This window comes from Bartonella sp. AA81SXKL (assembly GCF_042196945.1).
Classification (GTDB): domain Bacteria; phylum Pseudomonadota; class Alphaproteobacteria; order Rhizobiales; family Rhizobiaceae; genus Bartonella.
The window spans coordinates 1-846 of the sequence record NZ_JBHIRH010000162.1 but is presented as its reverse complement, the minus strand read 5'-3'; the positions used below and the strand labels follow the sequence as shown (position 1 = coordinate 846).

Sequence of the window (846 nt, the reverse complement as noted above, 5' to 3'; positions counted from 1 at the left end):
TCTGTGCAACGGGTTCACGACAAGGAAAAACCGGCTTTTGGAAAAAATCAAGCTGCCCGCAACCATGCCTCTTCATGCCTGCTCCTCCCCTCGTTCTCTTGCAAGATAATCACAAAACCGCGCCTTTGTCTGCGCATCCGCCCTCTGCCAAACACCCAATAACTGAGCAAAAATCCGTTCCTGTTCATTAATTTGCGGCGGCGTATTAATCCCATTGACCAAATCAATAGCCCGCCGTAAATCTCCCTCAACCTGTTGGAGCGCAATCGCCACCCGCCGTTGCGCAACCGGCTCCATCTTCGCTAATTTTAACAATTGCGCTTGATTATCAGCCAATGCCGTCCCCCGCAAAACAGAGCGTAATTCTGGCTGTAAATACTTGGAAATACGATTAAGTCGTCTCACTGACTCTTCAGATAAACCAATGCGATCTGCCACATGTTTAGCAAAGCAGAAAGCGATCTCTTTGCCACTATCTTCATCGGTATGAGAAATTCGGTCAACTTGACCGAATTTTTTTTCATCATGCAATTGTGCAATGTTTGCACTATTGCTCGGTTGAGCAATAGGGTCAACTTGACCCAATTGCTCTAAATGCCCATCACCGTCGATCAAAGGTGCAAGTTGCACCTTTGATTTTTTATTCCGACCAATCTTAATCTCCCCATACTTCTTTTCCCACAATTCGCGGTAAGTCTGGACAAAAAGCGCACGATCAATCACTGACAATTCATTGCGAAAGAGGTTTTCAGCAACCTCTAAAAGCGCGGCATTGTCCTTATCAGCCTGCACCACAACGGCATCAATGTCACTATAGCCCAAAAGCTCAGCAGCACGAAGCCGATG

At 46.7% G+C, this 846-nt stretch carries 1 protein-coding gene; it reads right to left on the bottom strand.

The features are described from left to right. Window positions 1-72: 72 nt before the first annotated feature. Window positions 73-846, bottom strand: a 774-nt coding sequence (locus ACFINZ_RS10305) for a chromosome partitioning protein (RefSeq protein WP_375701463.1), incomplete at its 5' end; no start/stop codon positions are given.